Origin of the sequence: Helicobacter pylori, from assembly GCF_003638305.1 — a bacterium.
GTDB classification, from domain to species: domain Bacteria; phylum Campylobacterota; class Campylobacteria; order Campylobacterales; family Helicobacteraceae; genus Helicobacter; species Helicobacter pylori_DJ.
Genome location: NZ_MVYP01000007.1, coordinates 1 through 25028 on the forward strand (window position 1 = coordinate 1; position 25028 = coordinate 25028).

Consider the following 25028-nt stretch of genomic DNA (forward strand, 5'->3'; position numbering starts at 1 on the left):
ATATAAGCATGGTTATAATCAAAGAAACCATAATACCTTAACCCCCAATTCCTTTTTTTACCAAAGAATTGCTTATAGCCCACTTGCACGCCGATCCCATTCATCGCCCCGTTATTGTTTTGATAGTCAATCACGCCGATGCGCCTAAAGGGGTTTTTGCCTAATTCTTGCGTGATGGTTTGGAGCTGGCTGTATTTGTTGGTATCCAAAGAATAAGTGAGCAAACCTTCTGGGGAATTAGGGTTTTGAGTGGCATGCGTCATGTTTTGAAGAGACTTGGCGTTAGGCAAGTTGGAGATACCGCTATTGATTGCTGTAGAATCTTTCCCTAAAGTGTTAAGGGCTTCTTTAAAATTCAAAATGGTTTGAGATAAAGCCCTATCCTGATTGACCTGGTTGCCATAATAAGCGGTGTGTTGCTCCAAAGAGTTTAAAGTTTCTTTCACAAACGCGCAACCTGAACCCTAAGTGTTATTAGTGATCACGCCAGCCGATCCTGCTTTACATTCTTCTAAATCCCCTTGAATAGGCCCTTGAATGCTGTGGAAATTGTCCGCTACTTGCTTAGCTAAATTTAAAATCTCTGCTTGAGCGTTGGCTCTATTGAGCATTTCTTGAGCGAACTGCTTATTTTTAGAAGTGTAGGGGTTGAAATTGTCTGGTTGCGTGATTTGGGTGTTTTCATTAGCGTTAAGCTGTTTGGTTTTTTCTAAAACGGCTTGAGCGTTTTTAATCATCTCGTTAATAGCGTTAAAAGAAGGGCCAAAAATATCCACTACATTCCCAGGCGTAGAACTCAACCCCCACGCTTTACCGCCATTGCTCGTTTGCACATGGGGGTTTTGAGTGGTAAGGACTTGCATGATAGTGGCGGCTTGTTGCAAAAGGTATTCAGCGTTATTATTGAATGTGAATTTTATTGAGAGTGGGAGTGCTGATCCGCCTGAATAAGAGGTTGGGATCTCTTTCCCATTCTCTTTATAATAATGCTCTATGATATTGTTTTGTGCAGTGGTTCTATAATTGGTTTGTTGTATGTTGACTACCCCTGTTTTGGTGGTGTCATTCAAGGCAGGCATCCCGCCTCCTTGGTTTTGGTTTAAAGCGGTTTGGATAATTTGATAAGCTTGGTTGAGTTTTTGGTATTCGTCAATGGATAGAATGCCATTGGGGCCTGTCCCATACGCTTGATTGCAAGTGGTGGTTGTCCCATTAAGGGCTGGTGTGTTACCAAACGATTGGTAGCTTTGATTGTTGGTAGGGCCAGGGCCACAGCCAATAAAAAGGGCTATGACTTGCCACATGCCCACAGCGGCATTGAGCGCTAAAGCCACAGCTTGATAGGCGGGGGAAGTGGTGGTAGCGCTAGTGAGGTTAATCGCGCTTGAGCTTAAATTATCAATTGCGCTTGTGATCGCACTCGGTGTGCTGGCTAGATTGACTAAAGAGTTAAGGTAGTTGTATTGGTTTAAAAGGTTGCTCAAGTTATCGTATCTGTCCGCAAGATTTTGCAATGCTCCAGTGTTTTTCACTTTTTGAACCGCTTCACCGATTTGATAGCCCACGCTCATGTAAAATCCGTCGTCTTCAGCTCTTGATAATGAGAGCATGAGAGAAAGAGAGAGCAAGAGAGATTTTTTGATTTTCATGTTTTCTCCTTTTATTAGATTTTTGTTGGTTTCGCATTCCCATGATAGTCATGTTTATGAGATTTCGCCATTTTACCATAAAATGCTTATTCTTAACTTAAAATTTATATTTTGAAAAAAAAAAAAAACAATTTTAAGTATTTTTTACAATAAAATATCATAGAGCTTGATTTTAGGCGAGCGAGAGTTTTATTAAAAGCGCTCTTAGGGAGTTATTTGAAATTGGTTTTTAAACCTTTGGTTATAATGAAAGCGATTTGAATTGAAAAGAGTGGCATGTTTGAAAAGATACAAAAAGAATGGTTGAGCAACATTCAAAAAGATTTGTTGTCTGGTTTTGTGGTGGGGCTTTCTGTGATCCCAGAGACGGCTGGCTTTGCGATCATGGTGGGTTTAGATGTGGGCGTGGCGTTTTATACGACCTTTTACATGGCTTTTGTGTTGTCTCTTTTTGGGGCTAGAAAGGCGATGATTAGCGCAGCGGCTGGCTCAGTGGCGCTCATTTTAGTGGGCGTGGTTAAAAACTATGGGCTTGAATACGCGGGCGTGGCGACTCTTATGGCAGGGGTGTTGCAAATTCTTTTAGGCTATTTGAAAATAGGGAATCTTTTAAAATTTATCCCCCAATCAGTGATGTATGGCTTTGTGAACGCGCTAGGCATTTTGCTTTTAACAGAGCAATTCAAATTCCTTCAAAACCAAAATTTAGGGGTGTTTGTCTTGCTCGCTATTGGGATACTCATCATTTACCTCTTCCCCTTAATCACTAAAAAAATCCCCTCTAATCTGATTTGTATCCTTGCAGTGAGTGCAATCGCTTTAATTTTTGATATGCATGCACCGAATTTGGGGAGTATTGAGCAAGGGGTTTCAGGCTTTCATTTCATCATTATCCCCAAAAATTTGGATTTTAAAATCGTTATAGAATTGTTGCCTTACGCTCTTTCTTTAGCGCTAGTTGGCACGATAGAAAGCTTATTGACGGCTAAAACTTTAGATGTCATTTTAAAAGATGGCGTGAGCGATAAAAATAAAGAAACTAAAGCGCAAGGCTTGGGGAATATCATCTCAGGGCTTTTGGGGGGAATGACAGGGTGCGCTTTAGTGGGGCAGTCTATCATTAACGCAAAATCCGGGGCCAAAACAAGGCTTTCTACTTTTTTTGCCGGCTTTTCTTTAATGGTGCTAATATTAGTGTTTAATGAATACGTGGTTAAGATTCCCATTGTGGCGGTTGTGGCGGTGATGGTGATGATTTCTTTCACCACTTTTAATTTCCAATCCGTTATGAACATTAAAACAATCAAGCTCTATGACACGCTGAACATGCTTTTAGTCGTGGCTGTGGTTTTATACACGCATAATTTAGCGATAGGGGTTGTGGTGGGGGTGTTAGTCAATGCGTTATGGATCAAATCTAAAGGGATTGCGTGAATTTTGCTATAAAAAAGATGAGTTAAAAGTATGGCTCCAGATGTAGGATTCGAACCTACGACCAAGCGGTTAACAGCCGCCTACTCTACCGCTGAGCTAATCTGGAATTTCGCTCAAAAAATAAAAATAAATTTTAGTGTGTTTTTTGTAAAAAGTCAAGTAAAATGATGCCGTTATTCACTTGAGAGCCAAAAAGTTGGCTTTGTTCTCATTAGTAATGAGAACCAATTCAATATCAATAAGCCAAAACATAATTGAGATACACGCTATAAAGTCTTCTATAGGCTAATTTAGCGCCCATGAAAGAATAGTAATTGGTGTTGATCGTAGGGATTTTCACGCCTAATTCAATGCCATGATGGATCCCTTGAAGCCTTAAGCCGGTGTTGAATAAAAATTGGAAATTGGTGTTGTTGATTTTGGCGCTGTAGGCGCTATTGGTGATTTTTAAATTCGCAGATTGGTTATTAAGCCATGTCGTTCCCGCTAGAGCGATGCCCCCAAAAATACCAAAAGAGACTTTGCGGTTTTTATCGGATCCGCCATTGATGAAATTCAATAAAAGATCACTGCCCGCGCCATAAGTGAAAACATTGGAAGCGGAGTTGAAAAAGTTGGATTTGATATAGGCATGGTTGTAATCAAAAAAGGCATAATACCGGATCCCAAAAAATTTATTTTTCCCAAAAAATTGCTTATAGCCTAATTGCACGCCCACGCCATTCATCGCGCCGTTATTGATTTGAGAGTTGATTAAACCCACGCTTCTAAAGGGGTTATGGCCAAACTCTTTGGTGGTGGTTTGGAATTGAGAATATTGGGTTTCGTTGAGGGAATAACTATAGCTAGATCGGCTCACCAAACTGTGAAACCCTTTAGAATTAGGCGTTTTTTGAAGGGTGTTATAGATGGTTGCTAAATTGTCCCCTTTGAGGTAAGAGATCGTGTCATTAATAACGCTTGAGACTTGATTGAGATTTTTATTGAAATCAGCGTTGTTAAATGCGCTTGGTTGGTTTGGACTTTCTGGGTCAGTTCTTCGGGCTTGCTCGGCGGCTTTTTTAGCGCTATCAATCATGCTAGTGATGGCGTTAAAGGTGTTGCCAAAAATATTGCATGCGTTCCCGCTTGCATTAATGCCCCATGGTTTGCCATTGCCTCCGTCTATTCCTGGGCATTGGTTTTGAAGGGTATTAATAATGGTTTTAGCGTCATCTAAAAGTTTTGAGGCATCATTATCAATGGTGGTATTATTGTTGGCTGTATTTTTATTTTCTAGGGTGTTTTGGAGCAATTGAGAAGTCGCTTTGATTTTGTCGTATTCGCTAGTGGATAGCGTGCCACTGGCTAAATTAGAGGCTATCACTTGCCACATGCCCACCGCAGAGCTGAGCGCTGAGGACACGGCTTGATTAGCGCTATTAGGGGTCGTTTTCAATCGGCTAGCGCTCTCTTTTAGATTGTCAATCGCTTGAGCGGTGCTTGAATCAGTGTTAGAGGCCGTTTGTTTGAGCTCGTTATAGCGGGTTAAAAGATTGTTCAAATTTTCGTAAGCGTTGGAGACTTTTTGGATTTCGCCGGTGTTTTTCACTTGTTGAACCGCTTCGCCGATTTGATAGCCCACGCTCATAAAAACGCCGTCATTTTCAGCGAGGAGCGATGACGCCATAAGAGAAAGTAAAATCGTTTTTTTCATAAAATGTTCCTTAAAGTAATGTTTTATTTGTAAAATCGTATCAAATTGAAACTTTATTTACAATGCATTTAAATTGTGCCATAAATTTATTGAATTTTTAATAAAATTGAGCAAAAATTAAGAAATTTTGCTTTTTTTTGGATTTAAAAAAAGGTTTTTGATAGTGAAAAATGTTTTGAGTATTTTTAAATTTCACCGCTCAAGGGGATCGGGGCTAAAAATTTTCAAAGCGTTTTGCAAATCTTCTTTGGTGTCAATGCCTATGCTTTCACTTTGAACGATTTTTACTAGAATCTTTTTTTGGTAATACAAAGCCCTTAACTGCTCTAATTTTTCTATTTCCTCTAAAACGCAAGGTTTTAAAGCGCATAATTCTTCTAATATTTCTTTATTGTGGAAGCCATAAATACCGATATGCCCTAAAAGGGGGGTTTGGCGTTTCGCATCAAAATCTCGTAAAAAGGGGATAAGGGAGCGCGAAAAATACAAAGCGTTATTTTGGCTATCTAAAACCACCTTGACTAAATTAGGGCTTTTGGCCTGCTCTTCATCAATGACTTTAGCGCAAGTCGCCATGAAAGGGGCGTTTTGGGTGGCTTCTAATAACGCTAAAATGACTTCTTTTTCTAAAAAAGGCTCATCGCCTTGCAAGTTTAAAACCCTTTCATCGTTTTTTAACCCTAAAATTTGCGCCGCTTCCAAACAGCGTTCTGTGCCGCTATTGTGGTGTTTGGAGGTTAGCACCGCTTTAATGTGGAATTTTTGACACGCTTTCATGATGCTTTCATCATCGCAAGCGACTACGCATTCATCTACTAGATTCGCATTTTTAGCGCAACGCACTACCATAGGCAGGCCAAAAATGTCTTCTAGCACTTTATTCTCAAAACGACTGGATTTTAATCTAGCAGGAATGATAATCATCTTTAAACCTTTTTAAGCCTTATGAAAATAGGGGATTTTTATGGTATTATACCCATTAAAAGCTTATTCCTTTTATTGTAAGGATTTAGGCTATTGAACTTTAGGAGTTTTTAATGATATTAAGAGCGAGTGTGTTGAGCGCGTTACTTCTTGTAAGCTTAGGGGCAGCCCCTAAACATTCAGTTTCAGCTAATGACAAACGGATGCAGGATAATTTAGTGAGCGTGATTGAAAAACAAACCAATAAAAAGGTGCGTATTTTAGAAGTCAAACCTTTAAAATCCAGCCAGGATTTAAAAATGGTCGTTATTGAAGATCCGGACACTAAATACAATATCCCGCTTGTAGTGAGTAAGGATGGTAATTTAGTCATAGGGCTTGGCGGTATCTTTTTTAGCAATAATAGCGAAGACGTGAAATTGCTTACAGAGACCAATCAAAAAATCCTAGCCCTTAACACCACCCAGCAAAACAGCGCGAAGTTGAACGCTATTTTTGATGAAGTGCCGGCTGATTATGTGATAGAGTTGCCCTCTACTAACGCTGAAAATAAGGATAAAATCCTTTATATTGTCTCTGATCCCATGTGCCCTCATTGCCAAAAAGAGCTCACTAAACTCAGGGATCACTTGAAAGAAAACACCGTGAGAATGGTTGTAGTGGGGTGGCTTGGGGTCAATTCGGCTAAAAAAGCGGCTTTAATCCAAGAAGAAATGGCGAAGGCTAGGGCTAGGGGAGCGAGCGTGGAAGATAAAATCTCTATTCTTGAAAAGATTTATTCCACCCAATACGATATTAACGCCCAAAAAGAGCCTGAAGATTTACGCACCAAAGTGGAAAATGTTACGAAAAAGATTTTTGAATCTGGCGTGATTAAGGGCGTGCCTTTCTTATACCACTATAAGGCATGATATAAGGTTACTCTCATGAAAAAACCCTACAGAAAGATTTCTGATTATGCGATCGTGGGTGGTTTGAGCGCGTTAGTGATGGTGAGCATTGTGGGGTGTAAGAGCAATGCTGATGACAAGCCCAAAGAGCAAAGCTCTTTAAGCCAAAGCGTTCAAAAAGGCGCGTTCGTGATTTTAGAAGAGCAAAAGGATAAATCTTACAAGGTGGTTGAAGAATACCCCAGTTCAAGAACCCACATTATAGTGCGCGATTTGCAAGGCAATGAACGAGTGCTCAGCAATGAAGAGATTCAAAAGCTCATCAAAGAAGAAGAAGCCAAAATTGACAACGGCACGAGCAAGCTTATCCAGCCTAATAATGGGGGTGGGGGGAGTGAAAGCTCAGGCTTTGGCTTGGGGAGCGCGATTTTAGGGAGCGCGGCGGGGGCGATTTTAGGGAGTTATATTGGCAATAAGCTTTTCAATAACCCTAATTATCAGCAAAACGCCCAACGGACCTACAAATCCCCGCAAGCTTACCAACGCTCTCAAAATTCCTTTTCTAAAAGCGTGCCTAGTGCTTCAAGCATGGGCGGAGCGAGTAAGGGACAGAGCGGGTTTTTTGGCTCTAGTAGGCCTACTAGCTCGCCGGCGGTAAGCTCTGGGACAAGGGGCTTTAACGCATAAAATCTATTTTAAGGTTAAAAAATGCAAGTGATTCCTTTAAAACCTTTAGACAATAAGACTTTAGAAGAAATCGGTTTAGATTGGCACACTAACGATGACATGTCATCTTATATCGCTGATGAAATGGTGGTTGTCTCTCAAAAAGAAGCGGACGCTTATTATGACGCTTGCAATGAGCTTTATGACATGTTTGTGGAGACGGCTGAAGAGGCCATTAAAAACGATCGCTTTTTTGAATTGGATATTCCTAACGCGCTCATTCCTATGATCAAACAGAGTTTTGAAGAAGAAGTGCATTGGCATATTTACGGGCGTTTTGATTTGGCCGGGGGGCTTGATGGCAAGCCTATTAAATTGCTGGAATTTAACGCTGATACCCCCACCATGCTCTATGAAACCGCGGTGATTCAGTGGGCGTTACTCAAAGCCAATGGCTATGATGAAAACAAGCAATTCAATAACCTTTATGAAGCGCTTGGCGAGAATTTTAAACGCCTAGTTACTTTGGGTGAAGACACGAGCCGTTTTGAGGAAATGTATGAGGGGTGGAAAATCCTTTTTTCAAGCGTTAGGGGGAATATTGAAGAAGAGCGTACCATGCGTTTTTTGCAAGACGCTGCTCAAAGCGTGGGGTTTGAAACGGATTTTTCTTACATTGATGAAGTAGAGTTTAATGTAGAAGAGGGCGTGTTTAAAAACGGCTTAAATTTTGAGTTTTTATTCAAACTGATCCCATGGGAAAACATCGCTATTGATGAGCCAGAATTAGCCCTTTTGATGCAAGGCATGATGGAAAATAAAAACACGATTTTTTTAAACCCGGCTTATACGATCCTTTTCCAATCCAAGCGTTTTTTAAAACTTTTATGGGACAGATACCCCAACCACCCCTTATTGTTAGAAACGAGCTATGAACCTTTAGCTAATAAAAAGCAAATTAAAAAAGTGGCTTTTGGTAGGGAAGGGGCGAATAGTGAAATCTTTGAAGCTTCCATGCAATCGCTTTTAAAAACGGACGGCGTTTATTCTAACCATAAGCCCATTTATCAGGAGTTTTACGAACTCAATTCGCATAACGGGTTGTATTATCAGCCTAACGTGTTTTTTGCTTATGAATCTTGCGCGTTAGGGTTTAGAAAAGGGGGGTTGATCTTGGATAATTTTTCTAAATTCGTGAGCCATAGGTTGCAATAATGGTTGCAATGATGCGTTATTTTCACATCTATGCGACCACTTTTTTCTTCCCTTTGGCGCTTCTTTTTGCGGTTAGCGGGCTTTTATTGCTCTTTGGGGTGCGCCAAGACACTGGTGCTAAGATCAAAGAATGGGTTTTAGAAAAATCCTTAAAAAAAGAAGAACGATTGGACTTTTTAAAAGACTTTATAAAAGAAAACCATATCGCTATGCCTAAAAAGATAGAGCCTAGAGAGCATAGGGGAGCGTTAATCATTGGCACGCCTTTGTATGAAATCAACCTTGAAACTAAAGGCGATCAAACAAAAATCAAAACCATTGAAAGGGGCTTTTTAGGTGCACTCATCATGCTGCATAAGGCTAAGGTGGGCATCGTGTTTCAAGTGCTTTTGGGGATTTTTTGCGTGTTTTTATTGTTGTTTTATTTGAGCGCGTTTTTAATGGTGGCTTTTAAGGACACTAAACGCATGTTTGTAAGCGTTTTGATAGGGAGTATCGTGTTCTTTGGAGCGATCTATTGGTCTTTGTAGGGTTTTAAAAATTAGCTCTGTTTTGGATATTGGTTATGAAATCTAAAAAATACCTTTGGGTGTTTTGACAACCAAAATAAAAAAGCTTGCGAAAAGCGAGCGATAATTTCTCATAACGCGCTCTTAGGGGGTTAGGGGGATTTTAAAAGGGGGGTTGTAGGGGAATGATTTCAAAATACCCCTATCCTTTTATGAGTTTTAAAAACCCCATTTTTTAAAAAATTAAAGAATAACTAAACCAACAAACCCCTAAAACTCTATCTTTAAACTAAAAGCGTTTTTATCTGTCTCATCTAACAATAATTTTTAAAAGAACGCTTGAGATTTAACTATTTTTCGTTATTTTTATCAAGTCTTTTTATAGCACATGCATACCGCTTTATTATCGTGTGATTCGTGTTTGTAGCGTGCTTATAATAACAACCACGCAAAAGCCATAAATTAAAACCATTGAAAAACACAACCAAACGCATATCTATCCCATAGCGCAAAAACACGCTAAAACATTTTTATAGGACTTTTAAACCTAAAACCCACTTCAAGCTAACCTAACAAAAATTTATACTATAAAAACACGCTAACAAACACAACCAAACAACCGCAAAAAACATTCAAAAAGTTTTCTTTTTGAAAATAGACAAAGCCCTAAAAACACTAAAGATTGAAAAATTAATAGGGTGGGTTTCTGCTTTAGCTCTTAAAACAGAGCCAAATCTTTGAAAAGTTTTGAGTCAAACACGATGATAATTTAGGGGGATTGATTGAATTTTTCAATACCCCCTAAGTTTAGTGAGGTTTTCGCATGCTTGTTTCATGCCTAGCTTACAGCCCTTGTCATAAATCATTATGGCGTTTTCTTTATCTTTCATGTTGTAATACATGCCCGCTAGAGCGAAGCAGCCCACTTCATCGCCCATATCGCAACCCCTTTCATAATTATCAAGGGCTTTCCTCAAGTCTTTTGGAACAGCGTCCCCTTGCGAATACATAAAGCCCATCCTGGAGCAACTCACCGCGCTCCCCATATCGCATGCTTGTTTGAAATAATCAAAAGCCTTTTGGGGATCTTTTTTGACATACCTGCCTAACATATACATAGAGCCTAAACTCGCGCAACCACCAGAATTGTTTAAAGCACAAGCTTTTTGCAAATAATCAAACGCCACTTCAAAATCTTCATCAAGCCCTGCATCGCCATTTTCAAACAAACTCCCTAACGCGCGACAAGCCTGCCCATCATCCAATCGGCATGCTTTCAAATAATAGATGACGGCTTTATGGTTGCTTTGTTTGACTTCTAAAAAGCCTTTTTCATAAGCCACGCCCAAAACATAACACCCCTTAGCCATATCAAAATTACAGCTTTTTTGGTAGTAGGTAACCGCTTGATCGGCATTGCCTTTGATTTTTCTATCATAAATGATGCCTAAATTGTAGCAACTCTCAGGGTGTTTTAAAACGCATGCCTTAGCGTAAGCGTCAATCGCTTCTTGATAATTTTGAGCCGTGCCTAAACCCTCATCATAAAGCCCCCCTAAACCAAAACACCCTTCCCTATCATCAGCCTGGCATGCGGTTTTATAATATTCTAGGGCTTTTTTATAATCTATTCTAGTGCCTTGCCCGTTTTCATAAATGATTCCTAATTGCGTGCAACCTTCACTCACCCCATCGTTGCATGCTTTTTTAAAATAAGATGTAGCTTTAGAATAATTCCCGCTTTTATAGGCTCTTTCAGCAACCCCCAAAAAGCTATTGTCTTGTTTCCCCCATAAATGGGCATTCAAGCTCCAAAAAAATAACCCACAAACTAATATTTTTAAAATTTTGACACTCATTTTTACCTTCTTTTAAATCCTGATTTTTAGAACCCTCTTTAATCAAAACAAAAAATGCAACGCTCCATTTTAGCATAAATCAAGCGCTTTGATTAAGGCTTGGAAGGATCTTTACTTTCCTCTTTACGCCCTTCTTTATGCTCTAAAGAGGTGATGTAAAGGTAAATCGCTTGGATTTCTTCTAAATTGAGGTTGTATTTAGGCATCATGCCTTTGCCCAAACTCAAGGCGTCTTTAAAGGTTTTAAAGTCTAAATGGTTGATTTTAGGGGCGTAGAGGATTTTTTTTTCGCCTTTTTCATAATAAAAGGTGATTTCTTGTTGTTCGCCTTTAATGCCATGGCATTTCGCGCACGCAATACCCCTAGGGTTTTTATAAAGAGCCATCCCGTATTCTAAATCAGAGATGAAATCCGCTTCTTTAGCGTTCAAACTTAACAAGCTCAAACCTAGCGCAATCAACAAACGCATTAAAACAACTGCGCCTTTTCTAAAATCTCTTTCGCCCCGCTTTGTAAAAATTCTTCTAAAAGCTCTTGCACTAAATCAAACGCCCTAGTTTTATCCCCTTGCTTTTCTTTAGTGATGACTTCTTTCCCATTAGGCAAGCCCAAAACCGCCTGGATTTTAACCCTATCACCCATTAAACTCGCATGCACGCCAATAGGGATCTGACACCCCCCATTAAGCCCTTTGATAAACTCCCTTTCTAAATGGCAACAAAACGCGCTTTCTTCATCGTTGAGTTTTTGAAGCGTAATAAAATGCTTGTGGTTTTTGAGCATTTCTACCCCTAAAGCCCCCTGACCCATGCTAGGAATCATTTCTTCTACGCTAAAAGCCTTGCGGTATTTCGCCCCTTGAATGTTTAAGCGGCACAACCCGGCTTCAGCCAAAATGATAGCGTCAAATCCACCGCATTCAAGCTTTTTCAAACGGGTTTGGACATTCCCTCTTAAGCTTTCTGTGTCTAGATCCTGGCGCTTCAGTTTGAGTTGCATGGAGCGCCTTAAAGAAGTCGTGCCAACCTTGGCTCCTTTAGGCAAACTCATCAAATCAGGGAATTTCACGCTCAAAAAAGTGTCCCTCACATCAGCCCTTTTAGTGATGCATGCCAAGTCTAACCCCTTTTCAAACACGACCGGCACATCTTTTAAAGAATGCACCGCCAAATCAATTTCGCCTTTTAAAAGCAATTCTTCCAATTCCTTAGTGAATAGCCCCTTACCGCCGATCTTATTTAAAGGGGTGTCTAAGATTTTATCGCCTTTAGTCTTAACGATTTGAATCTCGCTTTCTATAGAGCATTCTTTTTTCAGGAGTTCTTTAATGTGATTCGCTTGCCATAAGGCCAATTCGCTCCCCCTAGAGCCAATCACTAATTTTCCCACTCACTCCCCCTTATTCGCTTTCTAACATTTCTAAAATTTTTTCTTCTAATTCGGTGTCTTTAAGCGTTTGTTTTTCTAAATTAGCGCGTTTAATGCATTCAAATTCTTTACTCTCTAAAGTTTGCTTCCCAACAATCAGTGCTAACCGCTCCCCAATCAATTCAAAATCCCTCATCTTCGCCCCAAAACGCGCGTCTCTGTCATCTAACAGCACATCAACGCCCTTTTGGAGCAACCTTTCATACACTTCAAAAGCGAGTTTTTTTTGCGCTTCATCTTTCAGGTTAGAAACCACGATCACCACATCAAAAGGAGCGGTATTTTTCGTCCACACACAGCCTAGATCATCGCTTTTTTGCTCTAAAATCGCGCTGAGCAATCGGCTAATGCCTATCCCATAGCACCCCATTTCAAAAAATTGCTCCTTGCCATTCTTATCCAAGAAACTAGCCTTCAAGCTTTTAGCATAGCCTTGCCCGAGTTTGAAAATATGCCCCACTTCCAAACTCTTATGGTATTTCAACGCTCCTTGACAATTAGGGCAACAATCGCTCTCTTTAACCTGGACAATATCCGCATAAACAAGGTTTTCAAACCCTTTTAAATCCACGCCCACCGCATGAAAATCCTTTTCATTAGCCCCAACGATCAAGCAATCGCTCTCTTTTAAATCTTCATCAAAAATAATATAAGAAACATGCTTTTTCAAGCCATAAGGCCCTATAAATCCCGCTATTAACCCTGCGTGGTTTAAATCTTCTTCATTGGCCTCTCTTAATTCTAAAGCGTTCGCTCCTATAATGTTCAAGGCGTTTAAAGCTTTAGTCTCTTCTAAATTGTCATCGCCCCTAACAAAAAAGCACGCTAGGGTTTCTTTATCTTTATGGATCACTTTTTTAACAAGTGCTTTTAAAACAAAATAAGGCTCTGTTTTGAAAAACTCCGCCACGCTTTGAGCGCTAGTGGTATTAGGGGTAGGGAATTTCGCTAATTGCGCTTTGGGGACATTTAAAGGCTCAAGTCTTTTAGAGCGTTTAGCGATCTCAATATTGGCGGCATAATCGCAATTTTGACACACCACGATCGTGTCTTCCCCGCATTCTGTTAAAACGACAAATTCCTTACTTTTACTCCCCCCAATCGCCCCGCTATCCGCTTCCACGATGCGAAAATCCAAACCCAAATCGCTTAAAATCTCTTTATAAGCGTTTTGCGTGTTTAAAAATTCCTCATCCAAGCTTTCAATATCTTCATGAAAGCTATAGCCATCTTTCATGATAAATTCTCTCGCTCTCACCAGCCCGAATCGTGGGCGGATTTCATCACGGAATTTCGTGTGGATTTGATAAAGATGCACGGGTAATTGCTTGTAGCTTTTGATGAAATTAGAGGCAATTTCGGTGATATTTTCTTCTAAAGTGGGGCTTAAAACAAAATCGTTGTCTTTTCGGTCTTTAAAAACCAATAATTCCTTGCCGTATTTATCCAAACGGCCTGATTTTTCCCACAAACTCGCCAAAACAACAAAACTCATTAAAATATTTTGCGCCCCATGCTCTTGCATGCGTTTGTGCGTGATGTTTTCTATTTTGTCTAGCACTTTTTTAGCTAGGGGTAGGAAATTATAGATCCCGCTGCCTACTTGATAAATGTATCCTGCTTGAGCTAAGTGCTTATGGCTTTTTAACACGGCATCTTTTGGGGGTTCTTTGAGAGTGGGGGCAAAAAGTTTTGAAAACAGCATGCATTATTCCTCGTAATATTCGCATTTATAGAGATTCAAATTCTGGACATGACAAGTGGTAGATTTGTCTAAATTAAACAAGTTTTTAATCGCGCCCACAAGCACATCGGATTCTTCTTTTTGAGCGTTCTTTTTTAAAGCGATAGTGGGGTGGTGTAAGAAGGTGTTGAACGCGTTGTGCAAGATCTTTTCAATATTGCCTTCGTATTCTTTAGGCACATAGCGTTTTTTGAGCGCCTTTTGCAATTCCTTTTGGGCTGAAATCCTAGCCAATTCCCTTAAATCCTTAATCAAAGGCTCTACTTCTAAACTTTGGATCCATTGGTAAAACTCCATTGTGGCAAGCCCCACAATCTCATAAGCTTTCGTCCTGCTCTCTTGCCTGTTTTCCACATTTTCTCTCACCATAGGCTCTAAATCATCCACGCTGTATAAGAAAATATTATCCAATACCGGCTTTTCAATATTTCGTGGCACGGCTAAATCAAACCAAAAACGCCTGAAAATCGTTTCTTTTAACATGGAATTTCGCACGATAAAATTCGGCGAAGAAGTGGCGCAAAAAAGCAATTCGTATTCATTGATATGAGCGTTTAAATTTTCTATATTTTGAAAACTCACTTTTTTAGGTTCTTCTAATTCTTTGACAAAATCTTCAAATTTAGCCGCATTACGCCCTAAAATAAGCACTTCAAATTGCTTGTTTAAAAGGTGTTTGATGACTAATTGAGCCATCTCGCCAAGCCCTATCACAAGGGCTTTTTTATCCTTAATCCTTTCTTTTTCAAAAATATTAAGCGCTTCTTTGACCGCCACTGAAGAGATGGAGACCCCTTGCTTGGAAATGCCGGTTAAATTGCGCACTTTAGCGGCGCATTTGAAAGCAAAATGGAGCAATCGGGTTAAATCTTTGGAGCAAAATTTCTCTTCAAAAGCGAATTTATAGGCGTTTTTCATCTGCCCTGTGATTTGAGTTTCCCCCACCACTAGGCTATCCAAACTGCTGCACACGCTAAAGACATGATGGACTGCGCTTTCATCAGTGTTCATTAAAACGCATTTTTCTAAATCAGACACGCTCATTTTTTTATTTTGAGCCAAAATTTTTAATAACGCGTTTTTTTGTTCATTAGTATTAGCACCGTGCTTTAGGCTCGCATAGATTTCAAAGCGGTTGCATGTGGATAACACCATGCACTCTTTGATGTTAGGGCAGTGGGTTTTAATGGTTTGTAAAAATTCTTTAAGCGTTGCGTTCGAATTGATAGCGAGTTTTTCGCGCATTTCTAAGCTCATGCTTTTGTGCGTAAAGGCTAGGGTGAAATATTTTGACAAATGAGTTTCTAACTCCATTAAAAAGTCCTATAAATGACATCTTGCGCTAGTTTTTCTAAAATCAAATTGTTTTCCCCTTTAATGGCTTCAAGGGCCTTTTTAGAATAAACTTGAGCGATTTTAAGGGTTTCTTCTATGATACCATATTGCTTGAATTTTTCCTTAGTCCATTCTATGATTTCATGACTATCTTGTTTAAAATAAGAAGTTAAAAGCCCTTGTTCATGCTGATTCAATTTTTCATATAAAAGCAAGTAGGGTAAAGTGGTTTTGCCTTCTTTAAAATCGCTAAAATTGGGCTTGCCTAAAGTTTTGGCGTCTTGAGTGATGTCTAATAAGTCATCAATGATTTGAAACGCCATGCCAAAATTTAATCCAAAATCCGCATATATTTTGGCGTCTTTATTTAAAAGAATCGCCATGCTCTTTAAGCTCGCTTCCATGAAATGAGCGGTCTTGTCTTCTAAAATACGCCAGTATTTTTGTTTGTCGCTATTAAAACTTTCCCCCACAAACACGTCTTCAATCTCGCCTCTAGAGAGCCTTAAAACCGCATTAGAGAGGATTTGAGCGATTACTTCGCCCATTTTAGAGAGTTCAAAAAAGGCTTTAGAATAAAACACATCCCCAAGCATCACGGCGTTAAAATTCCCAAAAAGAGCGTTAATGCTGGGGAGTTTTCGGCGCATGGTCGCCTTGTCAATCACATCATCATGCAATAAAGAAGCGGTCTGTATCATTTCTACAATCGCGCACAAATTGAACGCTTTATCCAATAAAATAGCGTCTGTTTTTTCATTTAATAAAGCGAGCATGAGTTTGGAGCGCAGCATTTTTGAAGGGCCAATCTTAGAAAACAATGCATCTATAAAGGCGCTTTCTATTTCTTTGATCCAAGAAGCGATTCTATTTTGAATGGCTTTGAGTTGTTTTTCTTGCATGCAAATTCCTTAAGGCTCTTTAGGAGAAAAAACAAGGGGCATAAGGGCTAAAAGCCTTAAAGCGGCTTTATCTTCTTTAAAATCTTTAAACACAAGCGACAGAGTGCTGTTAGAAGAAAATTTTTCTTCAAAAACTTTGAGGTTATAGGTGTTTCTCGCATGGTCGGTGTATAAAATAAACTGGTAAGGGAAATGGTTAAAACGCATGTTGATGACTAAACCTTTATTTGCATATAGCGTCCAATAGAGCGTGATTTCTTTGGTTTGTTCATTTGAAGTGTCTTTGATGATCGCTTTAAAGACTTCATCTTTTTTTAATTCTAGCGTTCTATCGATCCCATAATCAAGCCCAAACGCTTCTAAAAAAAAGAGAAATATCAAGCCATAGCGGATAAGCTCATTCATTCCCACTAAGAATATTCGCCATGGATTGGATCACAATGTCTGTTTTCCTGCTCTCTATTTTTTGTTGCAACTCTTCATCCATTCTTAAAGCTTTAGCGAAAGATTCAAACTTTTCTTCCAAGTCTTCTTTTTCTATGAAAGCTTCCAAAAGAGCCAAAAGCTCTAAAAGCCTTTCTAGCTCTTTTTTAGAAAGCTTTCTGCTCGCATGAAAAATAATGTCATTCCACTTGTCTAAGGGGTTTCCCTCAAAAATTTCAAGCTCGCTGTAATCTCTCATGCTAGCTTCTTTTTGATAGCTTAAGCCAAATGGGCTTCTAGCATCCAAATGGATTTTTGCAACTTGGCCAACTGATCGTCCGCATAAGTTACGGTGACTTTATCGCCTTCTTTTTCAGCGGTGTTAGAAAGCTCTTTAAATTCTTTTTCTAGGTGTTTGTAATCGCCTAGAATTTCTTTAAAGATGTCTTTAGAGTGGAAGCTTGTTTTAGTTTCTTCTTTAACGCGAGTGAGTTTGAGCGCTTCGGATAAAGTGACTAAGGGGTGATGCCCTAATTGAGCGATTCTTTCAGCGAGATCATCAAACATGTCCGCAAATTCTTCATAAATTTCTTCAGTGGCTTTATGCACATTGAAAAAATCGGTGCCTTTCACATTCCAATGGAAGTTATGCACTTTCATAAATAACACGATCGCATCCGCTTGCAAATGTTTTAAAATTTCAAATGTTTTCATCAAAAGTCCTTTTTTTAAAATTGTTTTAGGCTTTTACTTTCATAAAAACCTTGATCGCTATCCTACACCAAAAGAGTTAATGAAAAATTGTTTTGATCTTATTTTTGTCAAATATTGATAAACCCTATTCAATTTAATATTATTTAATCTTTTTAAAATTTTGTTTTATCGTAAAACTCATTTTTAAGGGGGATAGTTATCCCAATTAAGAAGCGTTAAGAATCTTAATTTCAAAGGTTTTTTCTTGATTTTCTAATAGCGCAATGCTCCCTTCATGGGCTTTAACCACTTGTAAAGACAGGGCTAATCCTAGGCCGTTACCCTTCAATTTAGTGGTTTCAAAAGGCTCAAATAAAGCGCTTTTGTTTTCCACTTCCTTGCCATTATCAATAATAGTGAAGACGATAAATTCATTTTGAATGAACGCTTCAATTTTGACTTGCCCCTGCTCGCTCTCTTCTAAGGCTTCAATCGCATCAATGGCGTTATATAGGAAATTTTGCAACACAATCCCCATCAAATCAAAGTCAAAAAACCCTTCTTCGTCGCTAAAATTAAAAAGAAAATCAATGTCTTTAGAGTAAGTGTAGCAATTTAGGGCTTCTTTGAGATCGCTCTCTAGCGTTTTCAAACTTTGCTTGGTGCGGTTGGCTTGAATGCCTTTAGAAAAAAGCAAGGTGGCTTTGATGATCCTTTCTACGCGCCATAAAGCTTTTTGCAATTCTACAACAATGGGCTTAGTCTTTTCGTTCGCATGTTTTAATAACACCGAAGCTAAAAGGGAGATAGAGCCTACGGGGTTTCTGATCTCATGGGCTAAATGCGCTGAAATTTTCCCCATAGAAGCGAGCCGCTCTTGGCGTTTTTGAGCGCTAATATCGGTTGCGGTGATGATTTGCTTGCCTTGAATGCTGTTTTGCTGGACTAAATAGCTTTTATTTTCATGTTCAATTTCGGTGTTAAAATTTCCTAATTTAGCCTTATTGAACACCTCATGGCTTTGATTGGCTAAAGAATTTTTATAAAAAAAGCTCCCGTTTTCATTCATCACCCAAATCGCTTGCGGTAAAATCTCTATGACCCATTCATAGAGGGCTTTATAATCCTTAAACTCCTTTTCTACTTTGTAGCTTTGTAAAATGAATTGGTTTAAAAGCCCTAGCAATTCTTGCATGTCTTTTTTATTGGAAAAATTTTCTAATAAATCTTCGCTCTCTTTGGGTTTAAAATTTTCTAATGAAATCACATTGTCTTCTTTTTTTAACAACCCCTTGAAAGAAGAAGCCTTATCAGAGCGTTTCAGATGGGAGTTTTTTAAATAAGGGCGTTTTAAACGCTTGGATTTTTTCATGGTTTTTGTTTTTCTTGCTCTTTTAAGAAATTAAACAGCATTTCGCTATAGCCAAAATTCCCGCTCAATTCTTTAGAGAGGGTGTCCTTATACATGGACGCATAAATTTCATCGCCTGGGGCTTTAGGATACAAGGGGTTATCCATTTTCATAGCGCTATCCAGCATGAATTTTAAAAGCAGTGCTTCAAAAGAATCGGTTTGCTCTTTGAGAAGCTTGTCGTTTTTATTTTGAGCTAACGCTTTTAATTTCTCTTCGCTCGCTAATTTAGAAACGTTGTATTGCTCTAACATGGCTTTATTGTTGTTTATCATAGTATCTCCATTTCAGCGCTAATCGCGCCGCTTTTTTTTAGGGCTTGCAAGATTGAAACCATCCCCTTAGCGCTCACGCCAATTTTTTGTAAGGCTTTTACCACCCCGGCAATGGTGATGTTTTTCCCGTTAGAACTCAGCGTGTTGTGAGCGGTGTCTAAGGACATGTTATTGTCTAAATCCTGCGTGTTTTTAGAGTCATTTAAAGGCTCTTTAGTGATTTTGAGCGTGATGTCTTGGCTTGTAACCACTATAGGATGCACGATTATATCCACTCCTGAAACGATCGTGCCTGATTTTTCATCTACAATGATTTTATTTTTCGCACTGTAGTTAATGGGGATTTCTTGCACTAAAGCTAAAAACTCCACCATAGAAAGACGCTCTGGGCGGGTGATTTGAATGGTTTTGGGATCTAGCGCTATGGCTACTTTATTACCAAATACTTTATTTAGGGTGTTTTGCACTTGGATAGCGTTTTTAAAATTGGGGTTTTTCAGGCTTAAAGTCATGGCGTTTTTATGGAACAAATCATACGAAACTTCCCTTTCAATAGTCGCCCCGTTGATGATATTGGCTGAGAGCAAGTTATTAGAATTACCCGAAACGATAGCCCCTTGAGCAAGGGCGTAAATATTCCCATCTACCGCATTTAAAGGGGTCATCACCAAAGTCCCTCCTTGAATGGATTTCGCATCGCCAATAGAAGAAATGTGAATATCAATTTTATCGCCCTGTCTTGCAAAGGGGGGCAAGGAGGCTGTAATCATCACGGCAGCGACATTTTTAGATTTAATATCATCTGCAGAGATCTTAACATTCACGCTCTCTAGCATGTTAGAAATGGATTGCATGGTGAATTTTGAGCCGGATTTATCCCCTGTGCCATTTAAGCCAATCACAAGCCCATAGCCAATCAGCTGGTTATCCCTTACGCCCACCACGCTCGCTATATCGCCTATTTTTTCGGCCAAAAGCTTGTGGAAAGCTAATACAAAAATAAGCCACAAAAACACCCGTTTCAATCAAACCCTTTCTTTATTCCTTAAATTCTAATTATTTTAGCATAAGCCTTTTATAAAAACTTTAAACTTAATTGAGCGCATTTTTATGCTATACTCAAAAATCTTATAAACTTTAAATCAAAGATTTTAATTTTAGCCTTTTATTAGCTTTTTATAAAGTTTCAAATTAAATTGAGGTATGAATCTCCCATGGAATTGAATCAACCACCACTCCCTACAGAAATTGATGATGACGCTTATCATAAGCCGAGTTTTAATGATTTGGGCTTAAAAGAATCGGTTTTAAAATCCGTCTATGAAGCCGGCTTCACTTCCCCAAGCCCCATTCAAGAAAAGGCCATTCCGGCTGTTTTGCAAGGCCGAGATGTCATCGCGCAAGCCCAAACAGGCACAGGAAAAACCGCCGCTTTCGCTCTGCCCATTATCAACAACCTTAAAAACAACCACACCATAGAGGCCTTAGTGATCACGCCCACCAGAGAATTAGCCATGCAAATTAGCGATGAGATTTTTAAATTGGGCAAACACAATAGGACTAAAACCGTGTGCGTGTATGGAGGCCAGAGCGTTAAAAAACAATGCGAATTCATTAAGAAAAACCCCCAAGTGATGATCGCCACGCCAGGAAGGCTATTAGATCATTTAAAAAACGAGCGCATCCATAAATTTGTGCCTAAAGTGGTCGTTTTAGATGAAAGCGATGAAATGCTGGATATGGGGTTTTTAGACGATATTGAAGAGATTTTTGACTACCTCCCTAGCGAAGCGCAGATCTTGCTTTTTTCAGCCACGATGCCAGAGCCGATTAAAAGATTAGCGGATAAGATTTTAGAAAACCCTATTAAAATCCATATCGCTCCTTCTAATATCACCAATACTGACATCACCCAACGCTTTTATGTGATCAACGAGCATGAGAGGGCTGAAGCGATCATGCGCCTTTTAGACACCCAAGCGCCCAAAAAGAGCATTGTTTTCACGCGCACTAAAAAAGAAGCCGATGAATTGCACCAATTCCTTGCTTCTAAAAATTACAAAAGCACCGCCTTGCATGGGGATATGGATCAAAGGGATCGGCGCGCTTCTATCATGGCGTTTAAAAAAAATGACGCTGACGTGTTAGTGGCTACAGATGTGGCGAGCCGAGGGCTTGATATTAGCGGTGTAAGCCATGTGTTTAATTACCACTTGCCCCTAAACACCGAGAGCTATATCCATCGCATTGGGAGAACCGGGCGAGCGGGCAAAAAAGGCATGGCGATCACTTTAGTAACCCCCTTAGAATACAAAGAGCTTTTACGCATGCAAAAAGAAATTGATTCAGAGATTGAACTTTTTGAAATCCCCACCATTAACGAAAATCAGATCATCAAAACCTTGCATGACGCTAAAGTGTCTGAAGGGATCATCAGCCTTTATGAACAGCTTACCGAAATTTTTGAGCCGTCTCAATTGGTTTTAAAACTTTTGAGTTTGCAGTTTGAAACCAGCAAAATCGGCTTGAACCAGCAAGAAATTGATGCGATCCAAAACCCTAAAGAAAAAACGCCAAAACCCCCAAGCAAAAAAACGCAGCACGAGCCAGCGCACTCTTTTAAAAAGAGTCACCACAGAGACAAACACCCCAAAACGAATCGTTATTCTAAAAAACCCAAACGCCGTTAAAATATTTAAAAAGGAAACTCATGCCCATTGATTTGAACGAACATTTAAAAAAGAAAAATCCTCAAAGAGAAACCCCCACGCCTAATACGCCTAATAATGGGGGGCGTTTCATCCCGCCGTCTAACTCTTTTAATTCTAAAAAACTATCGGTTTTAATTGTCATTGTCCTTTTAGGCGTTATCGCTTTTTTGGCCAAGCCTTTTGAAGTGATTAGCTCAGGAGAAATTGGCATTAAAATCACCGCCGGGAAATACGAACCCACCCCCTTACAGCCAGGAATCCACTTTTTTGTGCCTATCATTCAAGACATTCTCATTGTGGATACAAGAATCAGAAATATCAATTTTTCACGCACCGAAGACATGGGCGTGGCGGGTAAAAATCAAGGGATTTTTAGAAACGACGCTATTAACGTGATGGATAGCAGGGGTTTGACCGTTTCTATTGAGCTCACCGTGCAATACCGCCTAAACCCCCAAACCACCCCCCAAACGATCGCTACTTATGGCTTGTCTTGGGAGCAAAAGATCATCAACCCTGTGGTGCGCGATGTGGTACGATCTGTCGTGGGGCGCTATCCGGCTGAAGATTTACCTATTAAGCGCAATGAAATCGCCGCTCTTATTAATAGCGGTATCAATAAAGAAGTTTCTAAGCTTCCCAACACCCCTGTGGAATTAAGCTCTATCCAATTGAGAGAAATCGTCTTGCCCGCTAAGATTAAAGAGCAAATTGAAAAAGTCCAAATCGCGCGCCAAGAATCAGAAAGGGTGAAATACGAGGTGGAGCGCTCCAAACAAGAAGCTCAAAAACAAGCCGCTCTGGCTAAAGGGGAAGCGGACGCTAACAGGATTAAGGCTCAAGGCGTGGCGGATGCGATCGTGATTGAAGCTAAGGCGAAATCTCAAGCCAATTTGAGCATTTCGCAAAGCTTGAGCGACAAGCTTTTAAGGCTGCGCCAAATTGAAGTTCAAGGCCAGTTTAATGAAGCGTTAAAAACGAATAACAACGCTCAAATCATGCTCACTCCAGGCGGGGCTGTGCCTAACATTTGGATTGACACTAAAAGTAAGGTTAAATCTAGCATTGCCGAGAGTAAAGAGCCTTAAAAACGCATGGCGTCTCTTGCCTTTATCCAAGCTTTTTTGGAGTCTTTTAAGGGATTTTTAAGCCAAGCGACTTTAATTAGCGTTTTGATAGCGAGCGTTTTAATCCTTTTTTGTGCGATTTTGCTCCTTTTGGCTTTGCTTTTAAGAAACCGCATAGCTAGCTATATGGCAACAACAGCTTTTTTGGGCGCGTTTTTGAGCATGCCTTTTGTTTTGAATATTTTACTCACTCAAGCGATTTACCCCATAGAAACACGCATCTTACACGCTAACCCTTTAAGTTATAGCAACGCCTTTTCTTTGCAAGTGGGAGTCAAAAACATTTCCAAATTCAGTCTAAACAAATGCGTTTTACGCCTAGAAGTCCTTAAAAACCCTCATAATTTTGTAGAAGAGCATGCTTTTAAATGGTTTGTCAAAAAAAGCTATGAAAAAATTTTTAAGGAAAAGATTTTGCCCAAAGAATCCAAGGTCTTTTCATTCTTTATTGACAACTACCCTTATTCAAAAACAGCCCCTTATCAAGTTTCTTTGTTTTGTTTGTAGAAAATGAAAAGATAACGCCCATTAAAAAAGCGATTAAAAACGCTTAAAGGCATGAATTTTAGAATAAAGCTTTAAAGCCTAGACTCCAACAAACGCTTGGTATAAGCGTGTTTGGGGTTTTCAAACACCTCTTCAATAGCGCCTGTTTCTACGACTTTCCCCTCACTTATCACTAACACCTTATCGCAAAACGCTTTGATCACATCTAAATCATGGCTGATAAACAAATAGCTCAAATCCTGCTTTTCTTGTAAACTCAATAATAATTCCAACACGCTTTTTTGAATGCTCTTATCCAAAGCGGAAGTGGGCTCATCTAAGAGAATGATTCTAGGTTTTAAAGCGATTGCCCTAGCGATCGCCACTCTTTGGCGTTCCCCTCCGCTGAGCTCATAAGCGTAAAAGTTAAGCAATTCAGGGTTTAAACACACTTCTTCTAAACAAAGTTCAGCTAAATGGTGCCATTCTTCTTTGGAAGCCTTAGGGTAAGCAAAGCGCAAAGCTTCTATTAAAATGCTTTGAATGCTTAAGCGAGGGTTTAATGAAGCGTAGGGGTCTTGAAACACCATTTGCAAAATCTTGCGGTAGGGTTTGAACGCCTTAGAATTTAAAAGCCCCACGCTTTGGCCTAAAATCTTTTCTTCCCCGCTATTTAAAGCGAGTTTTAAAAGCCCTAACGCTAAAGAGCTTTTCCCGCTCCCGCTTTCGCCAATGATGCCGATGTTTTCCTTAGCTTTGAGGGAAAAATCCACCGATGCGATAAGGGGTTTTTTTAAAGAAGGCCTAAAAAAGCGTTTTTGCAAGTAATAAACGCTAAAATCCTTCACTTCTAAAAGCGTTTCATCTAGCGCTTTTAAATTTTTAGCGGGCAAATTTGAAGCCTGAATCAAGAGTTTTGAATATTCGTGCTTAGGGTCATTAAAAAGCTCTTTAGTCAAATTGGTTTCTACTATCTCGCCTTTTTTTAGCACATAAACCCTATCAGCCAAGCGTTTGACCGCTTTCAAATCATGGCTAATGAATAAAAGGGCGATGTTTTTTTCCACGCTCAATTGCTTGATCAAGTCTAAAATCTGGTTTTGGATTTGCGCATCTAGCGCAGTGGTAGGCTCATCGCAAATGAGCAATTTGGGTGCATTAATGATCCCCATAGCGATACACACCCTTTGGCGCTGCCCTCCGCTCAACTCATAAGGGTAACGATCCAAAAATTTTTCGTCTAATTGGACTTGTTTCATGGCGTTTAAAACTTGTTCTTTAAGGAGCGTTTGAGAAGCGTTTTTATGGTGTAAAAAATAGGCTTCACTCATTTGCTTGCCGATTTTATGCAATGGGTTTAGGCTGGATAGGGGGTCTTGAGCGATGTAAGCGATCGCATTACCCCTTAAATGCTGCATAAATTCTTCGCTTTCTTTTAAAAGGTTGGTTGTTTCAAACAGAATTTCGCCATTATGGGGTTTGAATCTAGGGTTTAAACGCATGATGAGATTAGCGATAGAGCTTTTCCCGCTCCCGCTCTCGCCCACGATCGCCACCCTTTCGCTAGGGTTTAACGAAATATTGATGTTTTGGAGCGAAAAATGCGCATTTAAAACGCAGTTTAAATTTTTGATTTCTAGCATGTAACCC

At 39.6% G+C, this 25028-nt stretch carries 23 protein-coding genes, 1 tRNA gene and 1 pseudogene; 8 read left to right on the forward strand and 17 right to left on the reverse strand.

What is annotated here, in order from left to right:
• Window positions 1-1649 (reverse strand): annotated as a pseudogene (locus EAL04_RS04125) (SabA family sialic acid-binding adhesin); the annotation flags it as partial.
• Window positions 1650-1925: 276 nt separating this feature from the next.
• Between EAL04_RS04125 and EAL04_RS04130 the strand changes: the two are divergent.
• Complete coding sequence (locus EAL04_RS04130; protein ID WP_162982483.1) at window positions 1926-3083, forward strand: SulP family inorganic anion transporter; 1158 nt, start codon at window positions 1926-1928, stop codon at window positions 3081-3083.
• A 31-nt stretch (window positions 3084-3114) separates the two neighbouring features.
• Here EAL04_RS04130 and EAL04_RS04135 read toward each other — a convergent pair.
• The 3 genes from EAL04_RS04135 to kdsB form a co-directional block, all read right to left on the reverse strand.
• Window positions 3115-3189, reverse strand: a tRNA-Asn gene (locus EAL04_RS04135).
• A 129-nt stretch (window positions 3190-3318) separates the two neighbouring features.
• Window positions 3319-4779: a porin HopA gene (gene hopA, locus EAL04_RS04140; protein ID WP_120973476.1), complete on the reverse strand. Its 1461-nt coding sequence runs from the start codon at window positions 4777-4779 to the stop codon at window positions 3319-3321.
• 192 nt (window positions 4780-4971) lie between these two features.
• Window positions 4972-5703: a 3-deoxy-manno-octulosonate cytidylyltransferase gene (gene kdsB / locus EAL04_RS04145; protein WP_120973477.1), complete on the reverse strand. Its 732-nt coding sequence runs from the start codon at window positions 5701-5703 to the stop codon at window positions 4972-4974.
• Window positions 5704-5816: 113 nt separating this feature from the next.
• Here kdsB and dsbK point away from each other — a divergent pair, with 113 nt between their 5' ends.
• Genes dsbK through EAL04_RS04165 form a run of 4 tightly spaced genes read left to right on the forward strand, consistent with a single transcriptional unit; the run spans window position 5817 to window position 9004 of the window.
• The gene (gene dsbK, locus EAL04_RS04150; protein WP_120973480.1) at window positions 5817-6614 is read left to right on the forward strand and encodes a protein disulfide-isomerase DsbK; all 798 of its coding nucleotides are present in this window, start codon (window positions 5817-5819) and stop codon (window positions 6612-6614) included.
• Between the two features lie 15 nt (window positions 6615-6629).
• Window positions 6630-7280 (forward strand): UPF0323 family lipoprotein, encoded by a 651-nt coding sequence (locus tag EAL04_RS04155; RefSeq protein ID WP_000743481.1) that lies wholly within the window; start codon window positions 6630-6632, stop codon window positions 7278-7280.
• A 21-nt stretch (window positions 7281-7301) separates the two neighbouring features.
• Window positions 7302-8474, forward strand: coding sequence for a glutathionylspermidine synthase family protein (locus EAL04_RS04160; RefSeq protein ID WP_120973482.1), 1173 nt, complete (start codon window positions 7302-7304; stop codon window positions 8472-8474).
• Window positions 8474-9004, forward strand: coding sequence for a PepSY-associated TM helix domain-containing protein (locus EAL04_RS04165; protein WP_120973484.1), 531 nt, complete (start codon window positions 8474-8476; stop codon window positions 9002-9004). Before EAL04_RS04160 ends, EAL04_RS04165 begins: the two co-directional genes overlap by 1 nt.
• Window positions 9005-9774: 770 nt before the next feature.
• Here the strand turns inward: EAL04_RS04165 and hcpE are convergent.
• From hcpE to EAL04_RS04225, 12 genes are all read right to left on the reverse strand, one after another.
• Window positions 9775-10842, reverse strand: a complete 1068-nt coding sequence (gene hcpE / locus EAL04_RS04170) for a Sel1-like repeat protein HcpE (protein ID WP_000111735.1) — start codon at window positions 10840-10842, stop codon at window positions 9775-9777.
• A gap of 92 nt (window positions 10843-10934) precedes the next feature.
• Window positions 10935-11312, reverse strand: a complete 378-nt coding sequence (locus tag EAL04_RS04175) for a c-type cytochrome (RefSeq protein ID WP_120973486.1) — start codon at window positions 11310-11312, stop codon at window positions 10935-10937.
• Window positions 11312-12232 (reverse strand): hydroxymethylbilane synthase, encoded by a 921-nt coding sequence (hemC, locus tag EAL04_RS04180; protein WP_120973488.1) that lies wholly within the window; start codon window positions 12230-12232, stop codon window positions 11312-11314. The genes EAL04_RS04175 and hemC overlap by 1 nt, the downstream gene beginning before the upstream one ends.
• A gap of 10 nt (window positions 12233-12242) precedes the next feature.
• A complete protein-coding gene (proS, locus tag EAL04_RS04185; RefSeq protein WP_120973490.1) occupies window positions 12243-13976 on the reverse strand; it encodes a proline--tRNA ligase in 1734 nt (577 codons plus the stop codon).
• 3 nt (window positions 13977-13979) lie between these two features.
• Window positions 13980-15329: a glutamyl-tRNA reductase gene (hemA, locus tag EAL04_RS04190; protein WP_120973492.1), complete on the reverse strand. Its 1350-nt coding sequence runs from the start codon at window positions 15327-15329 to the stop codon at window positions 13980-13982.
• Entirely contained in the window at window positions 15329-16252 is a 924-nt protein-coding gene (locus EAL04_RS04195; RefSeq protein ID WP_120973494.1) for a polyprenyl synthetase family protein, read from the reverse strand. Before EAL04_RS04195 ends, hemA begins: the two co-directional genes overlap by 1 nt.
• A gap of 9 nt (window positions 16253-16261) precedes the next feature.
• On the reverse strand, window positions 16262-16657 hold the full coding sequence (locus EAL04_RS04200; protein ID WP_120973496.1) for a hypothetical protein: 396 nt from the start codon (window positions 16655-16657) through the stop codon (window positions 16262-16264).
• A complete protein-coding gene (locus EAL04_RS04205) occupies window positions 16650-16934 on the reverse strand; it encodes a DUF2018 family protein (RefSeq protein ID WP_021177370.1) in 285 nt (94 codons plus the stop codon). The genes EAL04_RS04200 and EAL04_RS04205 overlap by 8 nt, the downstream gene beginning before the upstream one ends.
• A 20-nt stretch (window positions 16935-16954) precedes the next feature.
• Complete coding sequence (gene dps / locus EAL04_RS04210) at window positions 16955-17389, reverse strand: DNA starvation/stationary phase protection protein (protein ID WP_000846455.1); 435 nt, start codon at window positions 17387-17389, stop codon at window positions 16955-16957.
• A 205-nt stretch (window positions 17390-17594) separates the two neighbouring features.
• Window positions 17595-18740 (reverse strand): acid survival sensor histidine kinase, encoded by a 1146-nt coding sequence (gene flgS / locus EAL04_RS04215; RefSeq protein WP_000748785.1) that lies wholly within the window; start codon window positions 18738-18740, stop codon window positions 17595-17597.
• Entirely contained in the window at window positions 18737-19054 is a 318-nt protein-coding gene (locus EAL04_RS04220) for a hypothetical protein (RefSeq protein ID WP_000609401.1), read from the reverse strand. The genes flgS and EAL04_RS04220 overlap by 4 nt, the downstream gene beginning before the upstream one ends.
• Window positions 19051-20079: a flagellar basal body P-ring protein FlgI gene (locus EAL04_RS04225; protein ID WP_000832068.1), complete on the reverse strand. Its 1029-nt coding sequence runs from the start codon at window positions 20077-20079 to the stop codon at window positions 19051-19053. Before EAL04_RS04225 ends, EAL04_RS04220 begins: the two co-directional genes overlap by 4 nt.
• Window positions 20080-20268: 189 nt before the next feature.
• On the opposite strand from EAL04_RS04225, the gene EAL04_RS04230 reads away from it, so the two are divergent.
• The 3 genes from EAL04_RS04230 to EAL04_RS04240 are packed head-to-tail and all read left to right on the forward strand — an operon-like array spanning window position 20269 to window position 23399.
• Window positions 20269-21744: a DEAD/DEAH box helicase gene (locus EAL04_RS04230; protein WP_120973498.1), complete on the forward strand. Its 1476-nt coding sequence runs from the start codon at window positions 20269-20271 to the stop codon at window positions 21742-21744.
• Between the two features lie 20 nt (window positions 21745-21764).
• Window positions 21765-22853: a prohibitin family protein gene (locus EAL04_RS04235; protein WP_001121051.1), complete on the forward strand. Its 1089-nt coding sequence runs from the start codon at window positions 21765-21767 to the stop codon at window positions 22851-22853.
• A gap of 6 nt (window positions 22854-22859) precedes the next feature.
• Window positions 22860-23399: a DUF2393 domain-containing protein gene (locus tag EAL04_RS04240; protein ID WP_120973499.1), complete on the forward strand. Its 540-nt coding sequence runs from the start codon at window positions 22860-22862 to the stop codon at window positions 23397-23399.
• Window positions 23400-23470: 71 nt separating this feature from the next.
• On the opposite strand, the gene nikE is transcribed toward EAL04_RS04240, so the two are convergent.
• Window positions 23471-25021 carry a nickel ABC transporter ATP-binding protein NikE gene (nikE, locus tag EAL04_RS04245; RefSeq protein WP_120973501.1) on the reverse strand — a complete coding sequence of 517 codons (1551 nt, stop codon included), beginning with the start codon at window positions 25019-25021 and terminating at the stop codon, window positions 23471-23473.
• Window positions 25022-25028: the final 7 nt, after the last annotated feature.